At 59.4% G+C, this 19,161-nt stretch carries 11 protein-coding genes and 1 pseudogene; 5 read left to right on the top strand and 7 right to left on the bottom strand.

Features of this window, described 5'->3' with window-relative positions; all coding sequences use genetic code 11:
• Positions 1 to 94: 94 nt before the first annotated feature.
• The 3 genes and pseudogenes from ACRWA7_RS21785 to aceE all read right to left on the bottom strand — a co-directional run.
• Positions 95 to 307 (bottom strand): annotated as a pseudogene (locus ACRWA7_RS21785) (biotin/lipoyl-containing protein); the annotation flags it as partial.
• 225 nt (positions 308 to 532) lie between these two features.
• Positions 533 to 2,197, bottom strand: coding sequence for a dihydrolipoyllysine-residue acetyltransferase (aceF, locus tag ACRWA7_RS21780; RefSeq protein ID WP_438395999.1), 1,665 nt, complete (start codon positions 2,195 to 2,197; stop codon positions 533 to 535).
• Between the two features lie 86 nt (positions 2,198 to 2,283).
• Positions 2,284 to 4,983 (bottom strand): pyruvate dehydrogenase (acetyl-transferring), homodimeric type, encoded by a 2,700-nt coding sequence (gene aceE, locus ACRWA7_RS21775; RefSeq protein WP_438395998.1) that lies wholly within the window; start codon positions 4,981 to 4,983, stop codon positions 2,284 to 2,286.
• A 304-nt stretch (positions 4,984 to 5,287) separates the two neighbouring features.
• Here aceE and fixL point away from each other — a divergent pair, with 304 nt between their 5' ends.
• The 4 genes from fixL to ACRWA7_RS21755 all read left to right on the top strand — a co-directional run bounded on the left by fixL (position 5,288) and on the right by ACRWA7_RS21755 (position 12,119).
• Positions 5,288 to 7,816: an oxygen sensor histidine kinase FixL gene (fixL, locus tag ACRWA7_RS21770; protein ID WP_060816915.1), complete on the top strand. Its 2,529-nt coding sequence runs from the start codon at positions 5,288 to 5,290 to the stop codon at positions 7,814 to 7,816.
• The gene (gene fixJ, locus ACRWA7_RS21765) at positions 7,813 to 8,460 is read left to right on the top strand and encodes an oxygen response regulator transcription factor FixJ (protein WP_060816916.1); all 648 of its coding nucleotides are present in this window, start codon (positions 7,813 to 7,815) and stop codon (positions 8,458 to 8,460) included. Before fixL ends, fixJ begins: the two co-directional genes overlap by 4 nt.
• Before the next feature lie 485 nt (positions 8,461 to 8,945).
• Positions 8,946 to 9,809, top strand: coding sequence for a bifunctional methylenetetrahydrofolate dehydrogenase/methenyltetrahydrofolate cyclohydrolase FolD (gene folD, locus ACRWA7_RS21760; RefSeq protein WP_438395995.1), 864 nt, complete (start codon positions 8,946 to 8,948; stop codon positions 9,807 to 9,809).
• Between the two features lie 177 nt (positions 9,810 to 9,986).
• Positions 9,987 to 12,119 (top strand): M3 family metallopeptidase, encoded by a 2,133-nt coding sequence (locus ACRWA7_RS21755; RefSeq protein WP_438395993.1) that lies wholly within the window; start codon positions 9,987 to 9,989, stop codon positions 12,117 to 12,119.
• Between the two features lie 71 nt (positions 12,120 to 12,190).
• On the opposite strand, the gene ACRWA7_RS21750 is transcribed toward ACRWA7_RS21755, so the two are convergent.
• A complete protein-coding gene (locus ACRWA7_RS21750; RefSeq protein WP_438395991.1) occupies positions 12,191 to 13,465 on the bottom strand; it encodes an amidohydrolase family protein in 1,275 nt (424 codons plus the stop codon).
• A gap of 263 nt (positions 13,466 to 13,728) precedes the next feature.
• Here ACRWA7_RS21750 and xth point away from each other — a divergent pair, with 263 nt between their 5' ends.
• Positions 13,729 to 14,505 carry an exodeoxyribonuclease III gene (xth, locus tag ACRWA7_RS21745; protein ID WP_438395990.1) on the top strand — a complete coding sequence of 259 codons (777 nt, stop codon included), beginning with the start codon at positions 13,729 to 13,731 and terminating at the stop codon, positions 14,503 to 14,505.
• A gap of 33 nt (positions 14,506 to 14,538) precedes the next feature.
• On the opposite strand, the gene ntrC is transcribed toward xth, so the two are convergent.
• The 3 genes from ntrC to glnA all read right to left on the bottom strand — a co-directional run bounded on the left by ntrC (position 14,539) and on the right by glnA (position 18,897).
• Positions 14,539 to 16,041: a nitrogen regulation protein NR(I) gene (ntrC, locus tag ACRWA7_RS21740; protein ID WP_438395989.1), complete on the bottom strand. Its 1,503-nt coding sequence runs from the start codon at positions 16,039 to 16,041 to the stop codon at positions 14,539 to 14,541.
• A gap of 137 nt (positions 16,042 to 16,178) precedes the next feature.
• Positions 16,179 to 17,324 (bottom strand): nitrogen regulation protein NR(II), encoded by a 1,146-nt coding sequence (gene glnL / locus ACRWA7_RS21735; RefSeq protein ID WP_060816922.1) that lies wholly within the window; start codon positions 17,322 to 17,324, stop codon positions 16,179 to 16,181.
• 157 nt (positions 17,325 to 17,481) lie between these two features.
• Positions 17,482 to 18,897, bottom strand: a complete 1,416-nt coding sequence (glnA, locus tag ACRWA7_RS21730; RefSeq protein ID WP_438395987.1) for a type I glutamate--ammonia ligase — start codon at positions 18,895 to 18,897, stop codon at positions 17,482 to 17,484.
• Positions 18,898 to 19,161 lie beyond the last annotated feature (264 nt).

Raw genomic sequence — 19,161 nt, 5'->3', positions numbered from 1 at the left:
GCGCGGGCGCAGCAGCTTCGGCCTTGGCCGGAGCAGCGGGTTTTTCGGCCGGTTTCTCGCTGCCTGCGTCGGCGGTTTCCACGATTGCGATCACGGTGCCCTGCGAGACTTTATCGCCGGCTTTGACCTTGACTTCCTTGACTGTGCCGACAAGATCGCTGGGCACTTCGATGGACGCCTTGTCGGATTCGAGTGTCAGCACGCCTTGTTCTTTTTCGATGGCGTCGCCGGCCTTGATATTGACTTCGATGACGTCGACGTCTTTGAAATCGCCGATATCGGGTACTTTAAGTTCGGTGAGACTCATGTTGTCCCCTAAATAGGAAGCTGGCAGAACCCTCTTGAAACGCAAAGCGTAGCGATCGGTTCTGCCGTCGGCAGACTTGCCTTTCTTTGCTTATCTTCTTTTGGCAATCGCTAAAGAAAACAAGTGCCGCCCACGCGAAGGGCGACTGACAAGATGCAGTGCGAGGCAAGTTCAATGAGAAGCGCGGCAGACCACACAATCAGCGGCCTGCCAGGCACTAAAAAATCACAGACTTACCCGGCGAAAATCCGCCAGCACAGCGGAAAGATAGGCATTGAACCGCGCGGCCTCGGCGCCATCGATCACCCGATGATCGTAAGACAGCGACAACGGCAGGATCAATCGCGGCACGAACGCCTTGCCGTCCCAAACCGGCTTCATTGCGCCGCGCGACAAGCCGAGAATGGCCACTTCCGGCGCATTGATGATCGGCGTGAAATGCGTTCCGCCGATCCCGCCCAGCGACGAAATCGAGAAACATCCGCCCTGCATCTGATCCGGCTTCAGCTTGCCTTCGCGCGCGGCCTTCGAGAGCTCGGCCATTTCCTTCGCGATATCGGCGAGACCCTTCTTGTCGGCGTCGCGAATCACCGGAACCATCAAACCGTTCGGCGTATCGGCGGCAAAACCGATGTTGTAATACTGCTTGAACACGAGGTCATCGCCGTCAAGGCTCGTATTGAACGTCGGGAATTTCTTGAGCGCGGCAACAACCGCCTTGATCACGAACGCGAGCATGGTGAACTTCACGCCGGCTTTTTCGTTTTCCTTGTTCAGCGTCACACGCAACGCTTCGAGGTCGGTGATATCGGCTTCGTCGTTGTTCGTGACGTGCGGAATCATGACCCAGTTGCGATGCAGATTGGCGCCCGAAATCTTCTTGATGCGCGAGAGCGGCTTTGGATCGACCGGACCGAACTTCGTGAAATCGACCTTCGGCCACGGCAGCAGGTTCAGCTCGCCGCCACCGGCCGGCGCGGCGGCCGCGGTTGCCGCAGGCGCCTTGCCCTGGCCCGTCATCACGCCCTTCACGAACGCGGTGATATCCGCTTGCGTGATGCGGTTCTTCGGGCCCGTGCCCGTAACGCTCGACACGTCGACGCCAAGCTCGCGCGCGAACTTGCGCACGGACGGCGACGCATGGCTCGACGTGCGCGTGCCGCCTTCGCCTGCAGGAATCGCCGGCGCGAGCGCGAGCGCGGACGGCGCTTCTTTTTGCGCCGGCGCAGCTTGAGCAGGCGCGGCCGCCTTCGGTGCTTCCTGTTTTGTCGCAGAAGGCGCTGCAGCAGGTGCCGGCGCGGGCGACGAAGCGCCACCTTCCAGCACCAGGATCAGCGTGCCTTCCGACACGGCGTCGCCGACCTTGACCTTGAGTTCCTTGACCGTGCCCGCCGCGGGCGACGGCACGTCCATGGTGGCCTTGTCGGATTCGAGCGTGACGAGCGATTGCTCTTTCTCGACCTTGTCGCCGACCTTCACGTTCACTTCAATAACCGGAATGTCCTTGAAGTCGCCAATATCCGGCACCTTCACTTCGACCGCTCCGCCACCTGACGCGGCTGCGGGCGCAGCGGCTTCCGTAGTTTTTTCCTGCGCCTTTTCCTCGGCCGGTTCCGCGGGCTTTTCGGCGGCCTTGGGAGCTGCGGCTTCACCGCCTTCCAGCACGACGATCAACGATCCTTCCGACACGTTGTCGCCCACCTTGACCTTCACTTCCTTCACCACGCCGGCTGCCGAACTCGGCACGTCCATGGTCGCTTTATCCGATTCGAGCGTAACGAGCGATTGCTCTTTCTCAACCGTATCACCCGCTTTCACCAGCACTTCGATTACCGGAATGTCCGTGTAATCGCCGATATCCGGCACCTTGACTTCGATCGCTTGACTCATTGTTTATTGTCTCCTGGGTCGCGACACGAAAATCGCCCAGTCAAAGGCCGGGCGACTTCGCGCAACAACACTCGGGGGCCGATGCGTTAAACCGTCATCGGGTTGGGTTTGGCGGGGTCGAGCTCATACTTCCTGATCGCTTCGGCGACGACCTTGCGGTCGATCGTGCCTTCGTCGGCAAGCGCGTTGAGCGCCGCGACGGTGACCCAGTAGCGGTCGACTTCGAAGAAATGGCGCAGCTTTTCGCGCGTGTCCGAACGGCCATAACCGTCCGTGCCGAGCACGACAAACTTGTTCGGCACGAAACCGCGAATCTGGTCGACAAGTGCACGCACATAATCCGTCGATGCAACCACAGGACCCTTCGCGTCCTTCAGCAACTTCGTCACGTGAGCGACACGGCGCTCTTCTGTCGGATGCAACAGGTTCCAGCGCTCCACGTCCATGCCATTGCGCGCCAGTTCGGTGAAACTCGGGACGCTCCACAGATCGGCAGCGACGTTCCAGTCGTTCTTCAACAGGTCGGCGGCGGCAATCACTTCATTGAAGATCGTGCCCGCGCCCAACAGTTGAACGCGCGGCGCATTTGCGTCGGCATCGGACTTGCGGAACGCGTACATGCCCTTGACGATATCGCTTGCGACGGAATCGCTCTGCGGAATCGCCGGATGCTCGTAGTTCTCGTTCATGACCGTGACGTAGTAGTACACGTCTTCCTGTTCGGCCACCATGCGGCGCAGACCGTCCTGCATGATCACCGCGAGTTCGTAGCCGAAGGTCGGATCGTAGCTCACGCAGTTCGGCACGGATGCCGCCCACATCAGCGAGTGGCCGTCTTCGTGCTGCAGGCCTTCGCCGTTCAGTGTCGTGCGTCCGGCCGTGCCGCCGAGCAGGAAGCCACGCGAGCGCATGTCGCCGGCGGCCCACGCCAGGTCGCCAATGCGCTGGAAGCCGAACATGGAATAGAAGATGTAGAACGGGATCATGATCTCGTTATGCGTGGAGTACGACGTCGCCGCCGCAATCCAGTCGCACATGCCGCCCGCTTCGTTGATCCCTTCCTGCAGGATCTGGCCGGTTTCCGATTCACGATAGAACATCAACTGGTCGGAATCTTCCGGCACGTACTTCTGGCCGTCCTGATTCCAGATACCGATCTGGCGGAAGAGGCCTTCCATGCCGAACGTGCGCGATTCATCGGGCACGATCGGAACGATCCGCTTGCCGAGCGCCTTGTCTTTCAACAGGATGTTCAGAATCCGCACGAACGCCATGGTCGTGGAGATCTCGCGGCCCGGACCCGTGCCCTTCAGCACCGGTTCGAACACCGACAGATCCGGCACCGGCAGCGACTCGGCTTTCTGACGGCGCGCCGGCAGATATCCACCGAGTTCCTGGCGGCGGGCGCGCATGTACTCGAGTTCCTTCGACCCTTCTTCGAACGTCAGATACGGCACGTCGGCAATCTGGTCGTCGGGGATCGGCAGCTTGAACTGATCGCGGAATTTCTTCAGCTGATCCGTGTGCAGCTTCTTCTGCTGATGGGTGATGTTCATGGCCTGTCCGGCTTCGCCCATGCCATAACCCTTGATGGTCTTGGCGAGGATGACGGTCGGCTGGCCCTTCGTCTTCGATGCTTCCGTGTAAGCCGCGTAGATCTTGTGCGGATCATGGCCGCCGCGATTCAGGTTCCAGATGTCCTCGTCGGACCATTCCGCGACCATCGCCTTGAGTTCCGGCGTGTTGAAGAAATGCTCGCGTACGTACGCGCCCGATTCCGACTTGTAGGTCTGATATTCGCCGTCGACCACTTCCATCATCCGGCGCATCAGCGCACCGGTTTTATCGCGGGCGAAAAGCGAGTCCCAGCGGCTGCCCCACACCACCTTGATCACGTTCCAGCCGGCGCCACGGAATTCGCTTTCGAGTTCCTGGATGATCTTGCCATTGCCGCGCACCGGACCGTCAAGACGCTGCAGATTGCAGTTGATCACGAAGACCAGATTGTCCAGGCGCTCGCGTCCGGCCATGCCGATCGCGCCGAGCGATTCCGGTTCATCCGTCTCGCCGTCGCCGAGGAACGCCCAGACCTTGCGGTCGCCCGCCTTCGCGATACCGCGCGCATCGATGTACTTCATGAAGCGCGCCTGATAGATCGCCATGATCGGGCCAAGACCCATCGATACAGTCGGGAACTGCCAGAAGTCCGGCATCAGCCACGGATGCGGGTACGACGAAATGCCCTCGCCGCCCACTTCCTGACGGAAGTTGTCGAGCTGGCTTTCTTTCAGGCGGCCGAGCAGGAAAGCGCGGGCATATACGCCCGGCGACGAGTGGCCTTGTACGAACACCAGATCGCCGCCGTGTTCGGGCGACGGCGCGTGCCAAAAATGGTTGAAGCCGACGTCGTACAGCGTCGCGGCGGAGGCAAACGAAGCGATATGACCGCCCACGTTCGTGTCCTTGCCCGCGCGCAGCACCATGGCAATGGCGTTCCACCGCGTGTACGAGCGAATCTTGTGCTCGATGTCCTGGTCGCCGGGGATCTTCGCCTGCGCAGCAACCGGGATCGTATTGATGTATGGGGTATTGGCTGAAAACGGCAGATGTTCGCCGTGCACGCGAGCGAATTCGATCTGCTTTTCGATCAGGTAATGCGCGCGATCCGGGCCTTCCGCCGAAATCACGCCATCGAGAGCCTCGAGCCACTCGGCAGTTTCCTGGGGATCTTCGTCGTCCTTGGCGTTGGCGACATATTTCATCACTTCGTCGGGTACAGCTGACATGCTCGTCTCCTGATTTGAGGAACGCTCTGTGAACAGTCGACGCGAGCCTTGTTGAAAACCGCAGGATCAACCGCGGAAAACGATGGGGACAAGCGCGCGTGCGGCAATTCTAAAGAGGCTCTAAACGGTAAAGCAAGCAATTTTTCGAATCATGAGAGTCAATCTCATAATACGGAAAAATGCTGCAACGCACCGTGGGATAAGGACTTTTTGAGAGAGGTTTAGTGTCCTTGCGATCAAATGCCGAGGTTTTGAAGCCTTTTTACGCCTTTTAACAGTCCTTCGCTGCGTTACAATTGCGCGCATGTTGACCGACCGGCTTTTCGCACGCTCGGCCCGCTCGTCGAAGAAACTCAACGACACGGCGCCGACCCGCTGGCACCACGGACCGTGGTGGTCGAACTCGTATTTGCTCACGCCGCTGATATCCATTCTGGTCTTTCTCGTCGTGATGAGCCTCATTTTATGGAGTCTCAACCGGCGCGAGCAGCAGCAGCAAGAGGACACGCTGTATCGAAATGTCGCATGGGCACAGCAGCAGATCCGGCTGTCCATGACCGGCGCGCAGGAACAGATCCAGGCGCTTGCACGCGACATTGCGTCGGGTCACGGCGATCCCCAGTCATTCCAGAGTTCGACTGGCGACATCATGCAGGGGCATCCCGAGATCCTCTACATGAACTGGTACACGGCGCAGCACAAGCCGCGCTGGCCCAATACGCCCTTGCCCGTGCTGGGCTCGCGGCTTGCGAAACCGACCGACGCGCAAATGGACGACGCGGTCCAGGCCGCCTTCGACGAAGCCCGCACCACGCGCCGCCAGATCTACTCCCCGCTGCTCTACGACGATATTGGCAACGGCTACATCACGTTGCAAACGCCGGTTTATCGTGACCGCGAATTCCTGGGCTCGATCGCGGCGGTGTTTTCCATCGAAGGGATTCTCAAGCACGACATTCCCGGCGAGCTTTCGGCGAAGTACAAGATTTCCATTACCGACCTGAACAATCGCGAACTCGCCACGACCTCCACCCGGCCGCGTCTGCCGCGCGACATGTTCTACGACTTGCCGCTCGATCCGCCGGGACAAGGGGTATCGGTACGCGTTTATTCGTATCCCCAACTGACGAATTTCACCAACAACACGCTTGTCTGGCTTGTGGCCGGATTGTCATGTTTTGTGTTGTGGAGCTTGTGGAGCCTGTGGAAACACACGCGCCAGCGTTTTGAAGCGCAGCAAGCCCTGTACGCCGAGGCGTTCTTTCGCCGCGCCATGGAAAATTCGGTGCTGATCGGCATGCGTGTGCTGGACATGCACGGCCGGATCACGCACGTGAATCCCGCGTTTTGCCGCATGACGGGCTGGGACGAAAGCGATCTCGTCGGCAAGGTGGCGCCCTTTCCGTACTGGCCGAAAGACGCTTATCCGGAAATGCAGCGGCAACTCGACATGACGCTGCGCGGCAAGGCGCCTTCGTCCGGGTTCGAGCTGCGCGTGCGCCGCAAGGACGGTTCGTTCTTCCACGCACGGCTCTACGTGTCGCCGCTGATCGACAGTTCGGGACGCCAGACGGGCTGGATGTCGTCGATGACCGACATTACCGAGCCGCGCCGCGCGCGCGAAGATCTCGCCGCCGCGCACGAGCGCTTCACGACGGTGCTCGAAAGCCTGGACGCGGCCGTGTCCGTGCTTGCAGCCGACGAAGCCGAACTGCTGTTCGCAAACCGCTATTACCGGCACTTGTTCGGGATTCGTCCGGACGGTCACCTCGAGCTTGCGGGCGCGGGTTTCGATACGGCGCAGGCGTCGTCGGATTCCATCGACATGGTCGATACCTACGCCGGCCTGCCCGCCACCGCGCTGACCGAAAGTACGTCGGACGCGCAGGAAGTCTATGTGGAAGGCATCCAGAAGTGGTTCGAAGTGCGCCGCCAGTACATTCAATGGGTCGACGGTCATCTCGCGCAGATGCAGATCGCGACCGATATCACCACACGCAAGCAGGCGCAGGAACTCGCCGACCAGCAAGAAGAAAAGCTCCAGTTCACCAGCCGTTTGATGACGATGGGGGAAATGGCGTCGTCGCTCGCGCACGAGCTGAATCAGCCGCTCGCCGCAATCAACAATTACTGTTCGGGCTGCGTCGCGCTCGTGAAATCGGGCCGCATGACGCAGGACGCGCTGTTGCCGGTACTTGAAAAAACCGCGCAGCAGGCCGTGCGCGCGGGCATGATCATCAAGCGCATTCGTGAATTCGTGAAGCGCAGCGAGCCGAAGCGTCAGCCCACGCGTGTCAGCGATATCGTCGCGGACGCCGTCGGTCTCGCGGAAATCGAAGCGCGCAAACGCAAGATCCGGATATTGACCGAGATCCGTTCGCGTATGCCGGTGATCCATGTGGACCCGGTGCTGATCGAACAGGTACTTGTGAACCTGCTCAAGAATGCCGCGGAAGCCATGCATGACGCCAAGCCGAATGCCATCGACCCGGTGATCCGCGTGATCGTGCAGCGTACCGATGGCGGTTTTGTCTGCATCAGCGTGGTCGATCAGGGTCCGGGCGTGGACGAAGCCACTGCGGAACGCCTGTTCGAGCCCTTCTACAGCACGAAGTCCGACGGCATGGGCATGGGCCTGAATATTTGCCGGTCGATCATCGAGTCGCATCGTGGACGACTTTGGGTGGTGAACAATATCGACACCGCCGGAAACGTCACGGGCGCGACATTCCATTGCAGTTTGCCAATCGGAGAAGCCGATGGTCCGGGTAATAGCGGACCGGAGGCTCTCAGCCATCAACCCACACAACAAACTGTTACGGGAGAGCTATGAGCACAGTCACCACTCAGGAAACCGTCTTTGTCGTCGATGACGACGAAGCCGTGCGTGATTCTTTGCGCTGGCTGCTTGAAGCCAATGGCTACCGCGTCTCGTGTTTTGCGAGCGCCGAAGCGTACCTCGATGCGTACCTCCCGATCGCCCATTCCGGCGCGATCTCGTGCCTGATACTCGATGTGCGCATGTCGGGCATGAGCGGGCTCGAGTTGCAGGAAAAGCTGATTGCGGAGAATTCGCTGCTGCCGATCATTTTTGTCACGGGTCATGGGGACGTGCCAATGGCCGTGTCGACCATGAAGAAAGGTGCGATGGATTTTATCGAAAAGCCTTTCGATGAAGCCGAGTTGAGGAAGCTGGTCGAACGCATGCTGGATAAGGCGCGGACCGAGAGTTCAAGCGTGCAGCAGCAGCGCGCCGCGGCAGAGCGCTTGGGCAAGCTTACGGCGCGGGAGCATCAGGTGCTGGAGCGGATTATCGCGGGGCGGCTTAATAAGCAGATCGCCGATGATCTGGGGATTAGTATCAAGACGGTTGAGGCCCATCGGGCTAATATCATGGAGAAACTTTCTGTGAATACCGTCGCCGATTTGTTGAGACTCGCGCTTTCTAATAAGCCGCAGACCCAGCAGGCTCAGTAGGGGGTTTTATGGGCGCCCAGGTGCTTTGATGGACTTGGGCAGCCCTAGGCCAAGGTTGCTTTTTAGGGCTTTGCGCATTCCCTGTTCGTTGTTCCTCTTTAGCACTGTTAGCCACTGTCCGTGGCGGGACTTCATTTCTTTTTCCAACGGCGAAAAAGAAACGAAGCAAAGAAAACGCCTTCCAACCGCTAATTCTTAAGTGGACCAAGCGTGCAGTGATATCTGCTTGGGACTTCAAAAGAACGGTTGCCGCCGTAATCACCGTTAGCTGAAACCCTCCCCCTCCGTATCACTACATCCACACGCTTCGCCACCAGCGTTCTCGGGCTAGATCAACCGGCTCGTTGAGCACCTTGTCAGCGGCAGCCTTCGTGCCAGTAAAACGCTGTCCGGTATAATTTGAGCTTGATGCAGTCCTGCGTCACGCAGCCTGCCCTCCCGCACTTTTCCGAAAAGCGGCGGACTTTCCCCCGCCGAAATCTTCCATGACCGCCCAAATCATCGACGGCAACGCCCTCTCCAAAACCCTTCGCGCCAATGTCGCCTCCCGCGCCGCCGCCCTGACCGCCCGCGGACAGCAACCCGGCCTGGCCGTCGTTCTTGTCGGCGAGAATCCGGCCAGCGAAGTCTATGTGCGCAACAAAGTGAAGGCGTGTCAGGACAACGGGCTGCATTCCGTATTCGACCGCTTTCCGTCATCGCTCACGGAAAGCGAACTGCTCGCCCGTCTCGATGACCTGAACAACGACCCCAATATTCACGGCATCCTGGTTCAGTTACCACTGCCAAAACATATCGATAGCCATAAAGTCATCGAAGCAATCGCGCCTGCCAAAGACGTCGATGGCTTCAACGTCGAGAACGCCGGCGCCCTGATGACCGGCAAGCCATTGTTCCGCCCCTGCACGCCATACGGCGTAATGAAAATGTTCGAAGCCCACCAGATCCCGCTCGAAGGCGCTAATGCCGTGGTGATCGGACGCTCGAACATTGTCGGCAAACCCATGGCCATGCTGCTGCTCGAAGCCGGCGCGACCGTCACCATCACGCACAGCAAAACGCACAATCTCGCGGCGCTCACCCGCAATGCAGACGTGGTCGTGGCGGCAACCGGCCGGCGCAACATCCTGACCGCGGACATGGTCAAGCCAGGCGCCACGGTAATCGACGTGGGCATGAACCGCGACGAAAATGGCAAGCTGTGCGGCGACGTGGATTTCGCAAACGTGAAGGAAGTCGCCGGATTCATCACGCCTGTGCCAGGCGGCGTTGGGCCAATGACCATCACCATGCTGCTCGTGAATACCATCGAAGCCGCCGAGCGCGCCATGCAGCAAGAGCGCGACTGATTTCCTTCCGCGCAACGATCGCGCGCATTGCGTCAATCGCGGCCGTAGTCAGAAACGATTTGAGAATCGGCCAAGGCATCCCCACAATAGACTTGTCACCGCCGATTTGGCGCGTCGTGTTTCGCGGCGCGTCTTCGCGTTTCTTCTTTGAAATTTTCATCCGAGACCGGGAGAGTCATGTCCAGTTCGACACCATCGAATACCGCGAATCACGCTCAGTCCCAAGTCCACGGCAACCCGCTGCTCGACTTCTCCGACCTGCCCCTTTTTAACGACATCAAGCCGGAACACGTCACGCCCGCGCTGGACGTGCTTCTCGCCGATGCAAAAGCCGCCGTCGATCACGCCGCCGCACCGGACACGCCAGCGACGTGGCATGACATTGTGGAAAGCGTGGAGCGCGCGAGCGAACGGCTTTCGCGCGCGTGGGGCGTCATCGGCCACCTGAACGCCGTCGCCGACACCCCCGAGTTGCGCGCCGCCCACGCGGAAAATTTGCCACGCGTTACGGAGTTTTCCGCGAGCGTTGGACAGAATCTGGCGCTCTACGAGAAATACAAGGCGATCGCCGCGAGCAAGGAACATGAGGCGCTGACGGCCGAACAAAAGAAGTTGCTCAGCAACGAGTTGCGTGGCTTCCGCTTGTCGGGCGCCGAATTGCCGGAAGACAAGAAGCCCCGCTTTGCGCGCTTGCAGGAAGAACAGGCGGCGTTATCGAAAGCATTTTCCGATCACGTCCTCGATGCCACTAACGCGTTTTCGTACATCGTGACGAATGAAAGCGAGCTTGCAGGTTTGCCGGAAGACGTGATCCAGGCGGCGCGCGAAGCCGCGCAAAAAGAAGGCAACGAAGGCTGGAAATTCACATTGCACTTTCCGTCGTATTTTCCGGTCATGCAATACGCCGAACATCGGCCGCTGCGTGAAGCGATGTATCGCGCCTATGTGACGCGGGCGTCCGAGTTGGGGCCGAACTACGGCCATGGCAAGCCAGAATGGGACAACACGGCGAACGTGGTCGAGCAATTGAAACTGCGCGACGAAGAAGCGCACGCGCTCGGCTACCAGAACTTCGCCGAGGTTTCGCTCGCGCCGAAGATGGCCGAGTCGCCCGCCCAAGTGGTCTCGTTCCTCGAAGATCTCGCAGTGCGCGCGCGGCCCCACGCGGAACAGGACTGGATGGAGTTGCGCGCGTTTGCCGCGACCGAGCTGGGCATGCCCGAACTGCAACCGTGGGATTCGACCTTCGCCGCCGAACGGCTGCGCCAGCAACGCTATTCGTTCTCCGAAAACGAAGTGAAGCAGTATTTTCCTCAGGAGGCGGTGTTGAAGGGCTTGTTCAAGGTCACGGAGACCCTGTTCGGCGTTTCGATTCGTCGCGACGAAGCCCCCGTCTGGAATCCGGACGTGCGCTTTTTCCGCGTGGAAAACAAGGATGGCTCGCTCGTCGCGCAGTTCTACCTGGACCTGTATGCACGCGAAGGCAAACGCGGCGGCGCATGGATGGATGACGCCCGCTCGCGCCGCAAGAATCAGGACGGCAAGGTACAGACGCCGGTTGCGTACCTGACCTGCAACTTTTCGGCGCCAGTGGGTGGCAAGCCAGCCTGCTTCACGCACGACGAAGTCATCACCCTGTTCCATGAGTTCGGCCATGGCTTGCACCACATGCTCACGCGCGTCGATGAACTCGGCGTATCCGGCATCAACGGCGTGGAATGGGATGCTGTCGAACTGCCGTCGCAGTTCATGGAAAATTTCTGCTGGGAATGGGACGTTCTCACCGACATGTCCGGTCACGTCGACACCGGCGCCACCTTGCCGCGTGAGCTCTTCGACAAGATGCTGGCCGCAAAGAACTTCCAGAGCGGCCTCGGCACCTTGCGACAGATCGTCCTTTCCGTGTTCGATATCCAGCTTCACAGCAACTACGATCCGGCAGGCGCCACGAACGTCAACGATTTCGCACGCGAGATCAACGAACGTTTCCACGTCGTGCCACAAGCGCCGTTCTCACGCTGGACCAACACCTTCACGCACATTTTCGCAGGCGGGTATGCCGCGGGTTACTACAGCTACAAATGGGCGGAAGTGTTGTCGGCCGATGCGTATGCAGCATTTGAAGAAGCCGCGAAGGTTGGCGGCGGATCGGTGCTGGATGCTGAGACTGGAATCCGCTACCGTCGCGAGATACTCGAAGTTGGCGGCAGCCGGCCAGCGATGGACTCGTTCAAGGCATTCCGCGGCCGTGAGCCGAATATCGACGCGCTGTTGAGGCATAACGGCATGTCGCCTGCCGCTGCGCATTGATCGAGCAGGCCTCCCGAGTTCGCAGGGCGGTTCCGGCGCAAGCCGGGACCGCTTTTTTTACCCCGACATTCCTATCTGTCCAGCCGGAAATCGACTTGGTCCGGACGCCCTTCCAGGCTCAGGCTTGCTCGCATTGAAGGCGCTCGGCTGACTACCTTGCCGCGCCGAAGTACGGCGGTACGGGCAGCCCGCAATCTGATTGCTTCAATAGGATCGCGCGCATCCAGCATCACGCAGTCCGCGTTGTTGCCCACCGCAATTCCATATCCTTCAATACCCAGAATCTTCGCGGGCGTTGTGGTCACTGCCTCGAATGCGGCACGCATTGCATCCACGCCCGTCATCTGCGCGATGTGCAATCCCATATGCGCGACTTCAAGCATGTCGCCCGAACCGAGGCTATACCACGGGTCCATCACGCAATCGTGGCCGAACGCCACGTCGACGCCTGCTGCCATCAGTTCAGGCACGCGCGTCATGCCGCGGCGCTTCGGGTATGTGTCGGCGCGTCCTTGCAGGGTGATGTTGATCAGTGGATTGGCGATCACAGCCACGCCGGAATCGCGGATCAACGGAATCAGCTTGCTCACATAATAGTTGTCCATGGAATGCATCGATGTAACGTGCGAACCGGTGACACGGCCCTGCAAACCTAGCCGATGCGTTTCTGCCGCCAGCGTTTCAATGTGCCGCGACATGGGGTCGTCAGACTCGTCACAATGCATGTCCACGCGCAAACCCTTCTGCGCCGCGAACTCGCATAGCAGTCGCACGGATTGCGCTCCATCGGCCATCGTGCGCTCGAAATGCGGAATTCCTCCAACGACGTCGACACCCATCGATATCGCACGCTTCAGGTTCTCAAACGCACCCTCGCTGCGCAGAACGCCGTCTTGTGGGAACGCAACAAGTTGCAAGTCGAGATACGGTTTTACTCGACGCTTCACTTCGAGCAGCGCCTCCACTGCGAGCAGACGCGGGTCGCACACGTCGACATGCGAGCGGACCGCGAGCAAGCCGCGTGCGACGGCCCAATCGCAATACTGCATTGCCCGGTCAATCAGCGCCTCTTGGGTGAGCACGGGTTTCAGTTCTCCCCATAACGCGATGCCTTCCAGCAGCGTTCCCGACGCGTTCACGCGCGGCAGCCCATAGGACAACGTGGCGTCCATATGAAAATGCGCATCCACGAACGGCGCTGTGACAAGTGAGCCCGCAGCCTCGATTTCTTCGGGGGCCGTCGCGTCAAGTCGCGGTTCGATGGCGGCAAACCGGCCATCCTTAACGCCGATATCCACAGGATCGCGCGAATGTGCGAGCACGGCTCGCCGAATGATCAGGTCCATGGGGCTGTCCTTTTGCTGATGTATTCGGGACATTGTAGCGGCCCGGAAAACGGAATTTCGAGCGCGTGAAGCACGTTAGCCATTCGGTCTACTTCAAGCGCCAGACGATGCACGCGAAACTACGGCTTCGGATGATTTAAGCGCGGCACGTCATAGAATGGCGTCTTGAGTCAAAGTGACTTGAAGCTCAAGCTACGTATGCACGAAGCTGCGTTCGCGCTAGAACTCATCACCGTACAGAATACATTCCGAGCATCCACTAAATGAAAATTGCCACCTGGAACGTCAACTCGCTCAAAGTCCGTCAGCAACATGTCATCGACTGGCTGGCGACGAGCGGCGTCGACGTGCTGTGCCTACAGGAACTCAAGCTGACCGACGACAAATTCCCCGTCGCCGAACTGGAGGCCGCGGGCTACAAGAGCTGGTACGCCGGACAGAAGACCTACAACGGCGTGGGCATCCTGGTGCGCAGCGGTCTCACGGTCGACGAAACCACAATCGTGCGCAATATCCCCGCTTTCGAAGATCCGCAACAGCGCGTGATTGCCGTGACGGTAGAAGGCGTCCGGATCATCTCAGCCTATTTCCCAAATGGACAGGCGCCGGGCACCGAGAAATTTGCCTACAAGATGCGCTGGCTGGAAGCGCTGCGCGACTGGATACAAGTCGAAATGAAAAGCTATCCGCAACTGGCCCTGCTCGGCGACTACAACATCGCGCCGGAAGATCGCGACGTGCACGACCCGAAAGCATGGGAAGGCCAGAACCTTGTTTCACCCGATGAACGCGCGCATTTCGTGCAACTCATAGAACTCGGTCTCACTGATACCTTTCGCAAATTCGAGCAACTGGAAAAACTCTTTACGTGGTGGGATTACCGCATGCTCGGGTTCCGGCGCAACGCGGGATTGCGCATCGATCACATTCTGGTGACGGCCGAACTCGCCGCGCGCTGCACGGCCTGTGAAGTAGATAAAGTGCCGAGGACGTGGGAGCAACCATCGGATCATGCGCCGGTGATTGCGACCATTGGCTAGAGGAAGCGGGAACGTTGCCGTTCCCGCTATACGTCAAGCATCCAGATGCAATTCCTGGATCTTGCGCGTGATCGTATTCCGGCCAATACCCAGACGTTCGGCCGCTTCGACCTTGCGGCCACGCGTGAAATCGAGCGCTTCGCGGATCACTGCAGCCTCGAACCGCCGCGCGAGTTCATCCATGACGTCGGCGGTGTTCTCCCGCAGCAGGCGCGCGACCTCCGTGCGCAAGCCGTTCTCCCAGATACTCGCGGGAATGCCTGCAGGCGCACTGCCGAGCGCAACAGGCAAGCCATTCGAACCGCTCGCCACGGCTGCGCTCGACGCCCCGCCCTCCGTCGCGGAAGCCGTCAAGGACGTACTTTCGCCCGCATATTCCTGCGTCGGCGTAAGGTCTGGCGGCAGGTCCTTGCGTTCGATGGTCTGCGCCGGCGCCATCACGGTCAGCCAGTTGCATAGATTCTCCAACTGCCGGACATTCCCGGGAAACGGCAGCGATGCAAGAAACGCAAGCGCATCTTCGGATACACGCTTCGGTTCCACGCCCAGATCGCGCGCGCTCTTTTGCAGAAAGTGGCGCGTGAGCAGCGCAATGTCCTCGCTGCGCTCCCTCAAAGCGGGCAACCTCAATCTGATCACGTTCAACCGGTGATACAAGTCCTCGCGAAACAGACCCTGGCGCACGCGCGATTCGAGATTCTGGTGCGTCGCCGCGATCACGCGAACATTCGCCTTCAACGGGTTATGCCCGCCCACGCGATAAAACTGCCCATCGGACAGCACCCGCAGCAAGCGCGTTTGAAGATCGAACGGCATATCGCCGATCTCATCGAGGAACAGCGTGCCGTTTTCCGCCTGCTCAAAACGTCCCTGACGCATGGCCTGCGCGCCCGTGAACGCGCCGCGTTCGTGCCCGAACAACTCGGACTCGAGCAGATCCTTCGGGATCGCCGCCGTGTTCAACGCAATGAAGGGTCCGTTCGCGCGCGGGCTATGGCGGTGCAGCGCGCGCGCCACAAGCTCCTTTCCGGTGCCTGATTCGCCCGTGATGAGCACAGTGGCGGCGGAATGCGACAGACGGCCAATAGCGCGAAACATATCCTGCATCGCCGGCGCCTGGCCGAGCATTTCAGGCGTTTCCGTGACACTGTTGTCGTAGGCCGCTTCGCCGCGCATGCTTTCGTCGACAGCACGGCGGATCAGTTCCACCGCTTTGTCGACATCGAAAGGCTTGGCAAGATACTCGAACGCGCCGCCCTGAAATGCGGCAACCGCGCTGTCGAGATCGGAGAACGCAGTCATGATGATGACCGGCAGACCGGGCAGCTTGTCGCGCACGGTTTGCAGCAATTCAAGACCCGATCCACCCGGCATGCGGATGTCGGACACGAGCACTTGCGGGCTTTCCTGTTCGAGCGCGGTCAGCGCATCGCGGACACCGGAAAAACTGCGCGTCGCGAAGTTCTCTCTTGCGAGGGCTTTTTCAAGCACCCAGCGGATGGATTGGTCGTCGTCTACTATCCAGATCGGCTTCATAAAAGTTCGGCGAGATATCTTCGTGTGGTTCGGTTTAAGCCCGTCGAAACGGTCAGGCGCATCAGCGCTTCAAAAATATCGATGAACCCTCGTGATTGATCGTTGAATGATTGGCCACGATTGCCGGGCAGGGCCGCTTATCCTTCAAACGGCAACAGGATGGTGAACTCGGTGCAGCCCGGCTTGCTTTCCACTTCAATCAATCCATCGTGCTGCTGCACGAAGGTCTGTGCGAGCGTAAGGCCAAGCCCGCTGCCGTCTTCCCGCCCGGATACGAGCGGATAAAAGATCCTGTCACGTATTTCCTCCGGAATGCCTGGACCATTGTCAGTGATATGCAAGTCCAGTGCCAGTTTGTGTAAGCGTTTGCCAATCGTCACTTTGCGTGCAATACGCGTGCGCAGTTCGATGCGCGCATCGCCTTGTGAAATGCGTTCGCGCAACGCTTCCGCTGCATTACGAACGATGTTGAGCAACGCCTGGATCAACTGCTCCTTGTCACCGCGCAGGTCGGGCACGCTCACGTCGTAGTCGCGATCGAGCGTGAGGCCACGGGGAAACTCGGCAAGGATCACGGCGCGCACGCGCTCGCAGACTTCATGGATGTTCACATCGCCCACGATATGCGGATGACGATGCGGCTCCAGCAACCGGTCGACAAGCGTCTGCAGCCGGTCCGATTCCTTGATGATGACCTGCGTGTATTCGCGCAGTTCGTCACGTTCACGCGCGCCCAGCTCGAACTCGAGCAGTTGCGCCGCGCCCCGGATGCCGCCAAGCGGATTCTTGATTTCGTGCGCGAGGTTGCGAATCAGTTGTTTGTTGACCGCGGTCAGATCATGAATGCGCTCTTCGCGATCGGTCTTCAGATGCCGCTCGTTTTCGAACAGTTCGAGCAGCACGTAATTGGGCGCGGCCTCCAGATACGCGACGATTGCATGTACATGCAGCGGCTCGCGGCCGGGACGTTCCAGCACGGCATCCAGATGGGTCGCGTTGAACCTGTGATCGGCAATCGACGCAATCGTCGATACCAGTTCGTCCGCATTGGCGAACAATTCGGGCCACGCGGTTTGAGCCAACTGCTTGCGCGAACGTTCGAGCATGGCTTCGGCCGACGGATTCGCAAATGCGATCTTCAGCGTCGACTTGTCCAGCACAAGCACGACCGTAGGCAATGCTTCCATGCCCGGCAGCAGATTGGTGGCGACGAGCGTGGCGTCGTCGGACAGCGAATTGTCGGGAGGACTCTTTCTCGCCTTGATGAGATTCTTGAGAACCATCGTGCTGTGAGACCCGGTCTTGAAACTGTGAGACGAAGATCCGGCGATTAAAAAAAGGGACGGCGCGCCGTCCCTTTTTGTTCACCTGACACTTCTGCTTCGCGTCGAGCGGCGCACTTCCCCGGCTGCCGGAAAACGAAGTGCGCGCGCCATCCGCTTACAGCGAGTAGTACATCTCGAATTCGATCGGATGCACAGCCTGGCGATAGCGCTGCAATTCCGTCGTCTTCAGTTCGATATACGCGTCGAGCATCGAATCCGTGAACACGCCGCCCACCGTCAGGAACTCGCGGTCAGCGTCGAGTGCGTCGAGCGCCTGATCCAGGCCGGCACACACGGTCGGGATCTTTGCATCTTCTTCCGGCGGCAGGTCGTACAGGTTCTTGTCCGCTGCTTCGCCCGGGTGAATCTTGTTCTGCACGCCGTCCAGACCGGCCATCATCAGCGCGGAGAAGCACAGGTACGGATTCGCCATCGGATCCGGGAAACGCGTTTCAATGCGGCGGCCCTTCGGATTCGCCACGTGCGGAATGCGGATCGACGCCGAACGGTTCTTGGCCGAATAAGCCAGTTTCACCGGTGCTTCGAAGTGCGGAACGAGCCGCTTGTACGAGTTCGTCGACGGGTTCGTGATGGCGTTCAGCGCGCGCGCGTGCTTGATGATCCCGCCGATATAGAACAGCGCGAATTCCGACAGGCCTGCGTATCCGTCGCCGGCAAACAGGTTCTTGCCGTCCTTCCAGATCGACTGGTGAACGTGCATGCCCGAACCGTTGTCGCCAACGATCGGCTTCGGCATGAACGTCGCCGTCTTGCCATAGGTGTGCGCCACATTCTGAACGATGTATTTCAGTCGTTGCGTCCAGTCTGCGCGCTGAACCAGCGTGGAGAATTTCGTGCCGATTTCGTTCTGGCCTTGACCCGCCACTTCGTGGTGATGCACTTCGACCGGAATGCCGATCTGCTCGAGCAGCAGACACATTTCCGAACGGATGTCCTGGAACGTGTCGACCGGAGCAACCGGGAAGTAGCCGCCCTTCGTGCCTGGACGGTGACCGGTGTTGCCGCCTTCGAATTCCATTGACGACGACCACGGCGCTTCTTCCGAACCGACCTTGACGAAGCAGCCCGACTGGTCCGCGCTCCAGCGCACCGAGTCGAAAATGAAGAATTCAGGTTCCGGACCGAAGAAAGCCGTGTCGCCCAGGCCCGAGCTCTTCAAATACGCTTCAGCGCGCTTCGCGAGCGAGCGCGGATCGCGTTCGTAACCCTTGCCGTCCGACGGCTCGACGACGTCGCACGACATCACGAGCGTCGACTCTTCGTAGAACGGATCGACAAAAGCAGTATCCGCATCCGGCATCAACAGCATGTCCGACGCTTCAATGCCCTTCCATCCGGCGATAGACGAACCGTCGAAAGCGTGGCCGCTTTCAAATTTGTCTTCGTCGAATGCCGAGACCGGCACCGAAACGTGTTGTTCTTTACCGCGCGTGTCGGTGAAACGGAAGTCGACAAACTTGACGTCCTCGTCCTTGACGAGTTGCATGACGTCGGCCACGGATTTGCTCATTACCTATCTCCTGATTAACAAAATCGACGAACACTCATTCGCCGCCTAACCGATTCGAAACCATCGGTACAGTCAAAAGCAGCTTCCATGCCAAACGCACCATTATTGCGCTAAGCGATTGAAGCTGCGCGCTTTTTCGGGGACCCGAGATTCTCTTGGAATCCGTGCACTCGCCATAACGCACCAATTTCGTGCATGCGGCGGTGCGACCCATAACGTTAGCACTGATTCAGGGCGATTCAAACTCTGCGCACCATGCTGATG

Source organism: Caballeronia sp. DA-9, from assembly GCF_051615025.1.
Taxonomy (GTDB): Bacteria; Pseudomonadota; Gammaproteobacteria; order Burkholderiales; family Burkholderiaceae; genus Caballeronia; species Caballeronia sordidicola.
Note: the sequence above shows the minus strand (reverse complement) of the source record. Positions and strands in the feature narration are given on the sequence as shown.